At 65.0% G+C, this 7491-nt stretch carries 7 protein-coding genes; 2 read left to right on the top strand and 5 right to left on the bottom strand.

The window, feature by feature from the left end:
- Positions 1-1555: phosphate acetyltransferase (pta, locus tag JWN03_RS35280; RefSeq protein WP_297624337.1), on the bottom strand; the 1555-nt coding region annotated here is incomplete at its 3' end.
- A gap of 140 nt (positions 1556-1695) precedes the next feature.
- On the opposite strand from pta, the gene JWN03_RS35275 reads away from it, so the two are divergent.
- Positions 1696-3600, top strand: coding sequence for an ABC transporter ATP-binding protein/permease (locus tag JWN03_RS35275; RefSeq protein ID WP_297624334.1), 1905 nt, complete (start codon positions 1696-1698; stop codon positions 3598-3600).
- 95 nt (positions 3601-3695) lie between these two features.
- On the opposite strand, the gene fgd is transcribed toward JWN03_RS35275, so the two are convergent.
- A complete protein-coding gene (fgd, locus tag JWN03_RS35270) occupies positions 3696-4706 on the bottom strand; it encodes a glucose-6-phosphate dehydrogenase (coenzyme-F420) (RefSeq protein WP_297624332.1) in 1011 nt (336 codons plus the stop codon).
- A gap of 214 nt (positions 4707-4920) precedes the next feature.
- Here fgd and JWN03_RS35265 point away from each other — a divergent pair, with 214 nt between their 5' ends.
- On the top strand, positions 4921-5679 hold the full coding sequence (locus JWN03_RS35265; protein ID WP_441343123.1) for an HAD-IIA family hydrolase: 759 nt from the start codon (positions 4921-4923) through the stop codon (positions 5677-5679).
- Positions 5680-5716: 37 nt separating this feature from the next.
- Here JWN03_RS35265 and JWN03_RS35260 read toward each other — a convergent pair whose 3' ends face one another.
- The 3 genes from JWN03_RS35260 to JWN03_RS35250 all read right to left on the bottom strand — a co-directional run.
- Positions 5717-6160, bottom strand: a complete 444-nt coding sequence (locus JWN03_RS35260; protein ID WP_297624326.1) for a MarR family winged helix-turn-helix transcriptional regulator — start codon at positions 6158-6160, stop codon at positions 5717-5719.
- Between the two features lie 46 nt (positions 6161-6206).
- Positions 6207-6851 (bottom strand): type 1 glutamine amidotransferase family protein, encoded by a 645-nt coding sequence (locus JWN03_RS35255; protein ID WP_297624323.1) that lies wholly within the window; start codon positions 6849-6851, stop codon positions 6207-6209.
- A 103-nt stretch (positions 6852-6954) separates the two neighbouring features.
- Positions 6955-7491: PLP-dependent transferase (locus JWN03_RS35250; protein ID WP_297624320.1), on the bottom strand; the 537-nt coding region annotated here is incomplete at its 5' end.

The raw sequence follows: 7491 nt of genomic DNA, 5'->3' as shown, positions 1-7491 counted from the left end.
AGACACTCGACACGGTGGAGACGCCCGGTGTGGTCTTGATGATCTCGAACGCCGGGCGAATGGTGTGCGCGGTGGTGTGCGCGGCGCCGGACACCATGCCGTCGGCGACACCCATATGCACCATCATTGTGCCGAAATACGAGATATCGGCCAGGTATTCGCGGGCGCGGTCGACCGTCATGCCCTTGTGCGCGCGCAGCCGGGTGTACTCCTCGGCGAATTCGTCACGCAGCGGGCAGGTGCGGGGATCGAGCACCTCGGCGGCTTCGATGTCCACACCGAGTTCGGCGGCGCGATTACGCACCGCGGTCTCGTCGCCGAGAATGGTGAGGTCGGCGATCTTGCGTTGCAGCACCCGGCCGGCGGCACGCAGAATGCGGTCGTCATCGCCCTCCGGCAGCACGATGCGCTTGCGATCGCCGCGGGCCCGCTCGATCAGCTGGTACTCGAACATCTGCGGGGTGGTGACATTCGGGATGGGAATCTCGATCTGCTGCAACAACTCCCGGGCGTTCACCCGCTCCTCCATGAGCGCCAGCGCGGTGTCCACCTTGCGAATGCTGGACAGCGATACCCGGCCGCGGGTGCGGGCGGCGGCCTTGGCGGTCGCGAAGGTGCCCAGCGTGGTCGAGAGGATCGGCAGCTTCGGCTTCAAACCCGCCATGAGCCGCGCGATGGACGGGGCAGGCTGCATATCGCCGTTCATGATGATGCCCGCCAGCGACGGAAAGCCTTCCGCCTCATGGGCATTCACCAGGGCCAGCAGCACGTCCGAACGATCGCCGGGCGTAATGACGGCGACGCCGTCGGTGAGCCGCTCCAGAATGTGCTCGATCGTCATGCCGCCGATGATCACGTCGAGGGCTTCCCGCTGCAGCAATTCCGGATCGCCACTGTACATTTCGCCGTCGATGGCGTGGCACAGCTCGTCCATGGTGGGCGCCTGCAGCAGCGGCACCTCCGGCAAGGTCCAGGTCGGCACCGCGGCCGCCTGCCGCAGCGCCTCGGTATCGGCCTCCAGCTGATCGGGCTCGCAGCGATTGGCGATCACCGCGACCAGCTTGGCGTGCTCGGCAACCAGTTCGGTGCGGCACAGCTCCACCAGCTGCATCAATTCCGTGGTCGTGCGCTCGGCGCCGCGTACCACGAGCAGTACCGGCGCACCGAGATTCACCGCGATGCGGGCATTGAAGCGCAGCTCGCTGGGGCTGGCCACATCGGTGTAATCGCTGCCGAGAATGAGCACGGCATCGCACTGCTTGGCCATGGCGTGATAGCGCATGACGATCTCGCTGATCGCCCCGTCCGGATCCTCGTGCACCTGTTCATAGGTCACGCCGATGGACTGGTCGTAGTCGTCGTCCGCGGTGGAATGCTCGAGCAGCAACTCGAGGATGTAGTCCCGCTCGGTCGCGGACCGCGTGATGGGGCGGAATACGCCCACTCGCGGGGTGGTGGCGGCCAGCGCCTGCAGCACCCCCAGCGCCACGGTCGATTTGCCCGTGTCGCCCTCGGGCGACGCGATGTACACACTCGAGACCGGTGCCGCAGTCATGAGCGAGAGCCTACCGACCGTTATGTGCCGATCCGCGCGGGCACGGGACAACAAGTGCCGCGTGCCACACCGGCGACTCGTCACTCCACCGAAAACCAGTTGACACGAGATTCCCAGCAACTGCCATTACGCTGCCGCGCATGGTAGGCGCTTCCGGTCTCGATTGGGGACACGAGCTTTTCAACAGCCTGTGGTGGATCGCGAAGGGATTCGTGCTCACGTCGGCGATATTCGTGGCGGCCGTCGCAGCGATTATCAGGTTCACCGGCTGGGGCCGGATGTTCTGGCGGATCACCGGCGGCTACTTCAAAGGCCGCCAAAGCTGGCCCGGCTGGGGACTATTGGCGCTGGTGATGCTGTTCGCGGTGTACACAGTCCGCATCAACGTGCTGATCACCTACTGGTCCAATGACCTGTACACCTCGCTGCAGCTCGGGGTGCAGGCACTGGTCGAGCACGACACCGCGGGCAACGACCACGCCAAAACCCTGTTCTGGCAAAGCATCATGGTGTTCGCCATACTCGCCACCATCTACATCGTCATGGGCACCATGGTCGGCTACTGGGTACAGAACGCCTTCCAGATTCACTGGTGGAAGTGGCTGAACAAGCAGTATCTCGACGATTGGCTCAGCGGCAAGGCCTACTACCGCAACCGATTCATCGACAGCACCATCGACAATGCCGACCAGCGTATTCAGCAAGACGTACAGGACTTCGTGAACGGATCCTTCGCGCTGAGTTTCGGTGGGAATGTGGGCCCGTACGGGGTGCCCGGCAACGGTGTGGTCGGGAGCGGGCTGACGGTGGTCTCGTTCACGCCGATCCTGTGGGGGCTGTCCCGCCCCCTGAATGTCTTCGGCGTGCACGTACCTCGCGACCTGGTGTCCGCGGCTGTCCTCTGGGTCGCACTATCGACCGTCTTCGCGTTCAAAATCGGTAACCCACTGATCAAATTGAACTTCTGGTTCCAGCGCCGTACGGCCGACTATCGCTTCGGGCTGGTGCGTTTGCGCGAGAACGCCGAGAACATCGCCTTCTACCACGGTGAGCGAGAAGAACGGGCCGGCCTCGACACCCGGTTCGGAGCCGTCATCGACAACACCTGGGCGCGGGTATTCCGACTGGTGAAGTTCTACGGCTGGATCGGGGTATCCAACCAGGCAACGGCCCTGTTCGTACCGATACTCATGGGTCCGAGGGTGCTGGCAGGCACGGCCACCCTCGGCGTCTTACAGCAGGCGAGCAGGGCTTTCGATCAGCTGCAGACTGCGCTGTCCATGCCACAAAGTTCGTATGACGCATTCACCTACGTGCGGGCCACTCTGACCCGTCTCGACGGCCTGCGTGACGCCGACGAAAAGGCCCGGGAGCTGCCGGTCATCGGCATCGGCGCAGTGCTCGACGGCCTCGAATTGAAAGACGTACAGGTCAGCAAGCCGGACGGAACGCCGCTCATCACCGACCTGTCCCTCCGACTGATGCCCGGCGACGCCTTGGTCATCAAGGGCGATTCCGGTGTCGGCAAGACCACGCTGCTGCGCAGCATTGGCGAATTGTGGCCCTACACAGAGGGATCCGTGCGACGGCCAGTCGGGGACGACACCTTGTTCCTGTCCCAGCGGCCGTATCTGCCGCTCGGCAACTTGCGCACGGTCATCATCTACCCGGCGCCTGCGGACACCGTCGACGATGCCGCCCTGCGGGAAACCTTGATCAAGGTCAATCTCGGCCACCTGGCGGACCGGCTGGATGAGGACGACAACTGGGGCAACACGCTCTCACCCGGAGAGCAGCAGCGCATCGCGTTCGCACGAATCCTGTTGCTGCAGCCCAAACTCGCCTTCCTCGACGAAGCCACCTCGGCCGTCGACGAGGGTCTGGAATACACGCTGTACCACTTGGTTCGAACAGAGGCACCGGGCACCGTGCTGGTCAGCGTCGCGCATCGCAGCACCGTCGATCGGCATCACAATCAGCGGCTCGATATCACCGGCGGCGGCGGGTGGGAGCTCACGCCATTGGACGCACCGGTACCGGTCTGACCGTGTAGACCAAGCCCCGCCTCATGTGGACAAGCCCCGTCATCCCGGCCAAAGCATGCCGGGATGACGAAGGCGTCAGGCGATGACGAAAGCGTCTAGGCCAGCGCGCGCAGGCGCGGGGCCAGGTCGCGCTTGAACAGGTCCAGGAAGCGGAGCTGGTCGTGGCCGGGGGCATGGAAGACCAGGTGGTTGAGGCCCGCGTCCAGGTAGGGCTTGATCAGCTCGACGGCCTGGTCCGGGTCGCTGGCCACGATCCAGCGCTTGGCGATCTGCTCGATCGGCAGCGCGTCGGCGGCGGCCTCCATCTCGATCGGATCGGTGATGGAGTGCTTCTGCTCCGGCGTCAGGGACAGCGGGGCCCAGAAACGCGTGTTCTCCAGCGCCAGTGCGGGATCAGTGTCGTAGGAGATCTTGATCTCGATCATGCGGTCGATGTCCTCGACCGTGCGGCCGACCTTCGTGGCGCCCTCCGCGACGGCGGGCATGAGCTTCTCGGTGTACAGGTCCATGCCCTTGCCCGAGGTGCAGATGAAACCGTCACCGGCGCGACCGGCGTACCGGGCCACCACCGGGCCGCCGGCGGCGATGTAGACCGGGATGCCGCCCTTGGGCACGTCGTAGATCGAGGCGCCGACGGTGTTGTAGTACTCGCCCTCGAAGTCGACACGATCACCCGTCCACAGGGCGCGCATGAGATCCACCGACTCGCGCAGCCGCGCGAAACGCTCCTTGAACTCCGGCCATTCGCCCTTGTAGCCGGTGGCGATCTCATTGAGCGCCTCACCGGTGCCCACACCGAGCATGATGCGATCCGGGTACAGGCAACCCATGGTCGCGAACGCCTGCGCGATCACCGCCGGGTTGTAGCGGAAAGTCGGCGTCAGCACCGAGGTGCCGAGCTGAATGCGCTCGGTGCGCTCACCGGTCGCGGCCATCCAGGCCAGCGAAAACGGGGCGTGCCCGCCATTGTGCCGCCACGGCTGGAAATGATCGCTCACCGTGGCGCTGTCGAGGCCGTGCTCCTCGGCCGCCACCGCGATCTCCACCAGTTCCCGGGGGCCGAACTGTTCCGCCGACGCCTTGTATCCGAGCTTGAGATCCTTCACCGCGCCACTCCTGTCGCCTTGCTGCGCTTGTGGGTTTGCGGGACCGAACCTCCCGCCGTGCCGCCCGGGGCGCGGGGTATGCGCCCGGCGAACGGCCTACTTCGCACCATAGTCAGCGGTGTGTCGGGGGTCGCACTCGCCACCCGGACCGGCGATAGCGGACAATTGACCCGTGACCTCAAACGAAGAACCGATCCTGTCCTATCTCACCGACATGGACGGCGTTCTCGTGCACGAGAACCACATGGTGCCGGGCGCCGACAAATTTCTGGCCGAGCTGCGCGACAACGAGATCCCGTTCCTGGTGCTCACCAATAACTCCATCTACACCGCGCGCGACCTGCAGGCCCGGCTGCTGCACACCGGGCTCGACATTCCGATCGAGTCCATCTGGACCTCGGCGCTCGCCACCGCGACCTTCCTGGGGGAACAGCGACCCAATGGAACCGCTTATGTCGTAGGCGAATCCGGCCTCACCACCGCGCTGCACGAAATCGGCTACGTGCTCACCGACAGCGATCCGGACTACGTGGTACTCGGCGAGACCCGCACCTACTCGTTCGAAGCCATCACCACCGCCATCCGGCTGATCTCGGCGGGCGCGCGCTTCATCGCCACCAACCCGGACGCCACCGGCCCGTCGCGCGAGGGCATCCTGCCCGCCACCGGTTCGGTCGCCGCCCTCATTACCCGCGCCACCGGCAAAGAGCCCTACTACGTGGGCAAACCCAATCCGCTCATGATGCGTTCGGCGCTGCGCCGCATCAATGCGCACTCGCAGTCCACCGTCATGATCGGCGACCGCATGGACACCGACGTGATCTCCGGACTGGAGGCGGGGCTGCGCACCATCCTGGTCACCACCGGCATCTCCACCCAGTCCACCGTCGAGCAGTACCCGTACCGCCCGACCGCCATCCTGCACTCGGTCGCCGACCTGGTCGGCAAGACCAAGGACCCCTTCGCCGCCTGAGGCGCCCTCGATGACGGGGAGCCTTTTCGGCTGGCGCTCAGTCGGATTCGAGGGAATCGAGTGCGGCTGACAAGGTCGTGAGCGATTCCACGATTCGGGTGAACTGTTCGACGCCCAGCTGCGCAGTGAGGTGTGCGGCCAGTTTGGCGTGCTGCGGGCCGATCCGGCGCACCGCCTCGTGACCGGTCTCGGTGATGGCCACCAGTTTGGCGCGGCGGTGCGAGGGGTTGGTGCGATATTCGGCAAAACCCTTGTCCACCAGCAGATCCGCTATGCGCTGGACGCTCTGGCGGGTGATGCCCATTTCGCGGGCGATGCCTGCCACCGGCAGCGGCTGGTGCAGTACCGCGCCGAGGACCTGCCACCAGGCGGCGGTAATGCCCGCCGGACGCGCCAATTCCTCTGCGATAGCGAGGAATTGGCCGTTGAGCTGGAACGAGGTGATGGCGGCGGTACTGAATAGCGCCTGCTCGGGATTCATTCCGCCTCCTGTCCGCCCGGATCGGGCGCTGCGGGGGAATTGTCCCTCACAGTGCCGCCGGATTCGCTGCCCGGCTCTCCTCGTACTCGGCGAGCACAAAGAAGGCGGCCGGCTCATTGTGCGCGTAGAGGCGATACCAGGCCTCGAGCACCCGCGGTTCGAATATATCGAGGCGCGCGAAGATCGCACGGGCGAAGTCGACCGGCATGGTGCCGCTGGCGGTGATGAGATCACCGGCGGTCACCGCGGGTTCGTGGACGAAGCCGGCGCTGCCCGAATACCCGCTCATCGCAAGGTATTCGGCCGCATTGCTGGTGTGCGGACGATCGTCCAGCAATCCGGCGGTCGCCAGCCCGAAGGTCGCGCCGCAGATGGCGGCCACCGGCACACCGGCCGCGAGGAATTCGCTCGCCTTATCGGAGAAGGCCTTCAGTTCACCTGCCTCCCAGGTCGCCGACCCCGGCAGGATCAGCATGGCGCTGTCGGCCGGGTCGAGTTCGTCGAGGGCGATATCGGGAGTCACCCGCAGACCACCCATCGAAACGACGGCATCCGTGGTGGGGCCGACCGTCCGGATCTGCCAGGCGCCCGGTTCGCGATGCCACAGCGCGCGGTTGATGTGCGCGGTGGTGTGCCCGACCTCCCAATCGGAGAAGGTGTCGTAAACGGCCAGGTGCACTGTTTTCGCCATGACAGCATCCTGTCATTATCGACAGCATGCTGTCAATAGACTCGATGTCAGGAAACGACAAAGGGCCGGAACCGTCAATGACGGTCCCGGCCCCTGTTGCCGATCAACTCAGTGCGTTGCTCAGATCGTTCAGCAGATCCTCGACATCCTCGAGACCGATCGAGATACGGACGACGCCATCCGTAATGCCAATGGCCGCACGACCTTCCGGCCCCATCGCCCGATGGGTGGTGGTGGCGGGATGCGTGATCAGCGTCTTCGAATCGCCCAGGTTATTGGAGATGTCGATGATGCGCAGACCGTTCAGCACCTCGAACGCCCGCTTCTTGGCGTCTTCCGGCAGCGCCTTCAGCTCGAAGGTCACCACCGTGCCACCACCGGACATCTGCTTCTTGGCCAGCTCGAACTGCGGATGTGACGGCAGGAAGGGGTATTTCACCCACGACACCGCCGGATGCTGCTCCAGGAATTCGGCGATCCGCAGCGCGGACTCCGTCGACTGCCGCACCCGCAGCGGCATGGTCTCCAGACCCTTGAGCAGCGTCCACGCATTGAACGGGCTCAGCGCCGGACCGGTATGGCGCATAAGGTTTTTCACCGGACCGTCGATGTACTCGTGCGAACCGAGAATCGCGCCGCC

Origin of the sequence: Nocardia sp. (assembly GCF_025465275.1) — a bacterium.
In the GTDB taxonomy this organism is placed as follows: Bacteria; Actinomycetota; Actinomycetes; order Mycobacteriales; family Mycobacteriaceae; genus Nocardia.
This window is presented reverse-complemented; position numbering and strand designations above follow the sequence as displayed.

Bases quoted from the DNA above. Each gene is read 5' to 3' on its own strand.
- JWN03_RS35275 (WP_297624334.1), top strand. From the start codon at position 1,696: ATGGTAGGCGCTTCCGGTCTCGATTGGGGACACGAGCTTTTCAACAGC.
- JWN03_RS35265 (WP_441343123.1), top strand. From the start codon at position 4,921: ATGGACGGCGTTCTCGTGCACGAGAACCACATGGTGCCGGGCGCCGAC.
- JWN03_RS35260 (WP_297624326.1), bottom strand. From the start codon at position 6,160: ATGAATCCCGAGCAGGCGCTATTCAGTACCGCCGCCATCACCTCGTTC.
- JWN03_RS35255 (WP_297624323.1), bottom strand. From the start codon at position 6,851: ATGGCGAAAACAGTGCACCTGGCCGTTTACGACACCTTCTCCGATTGG.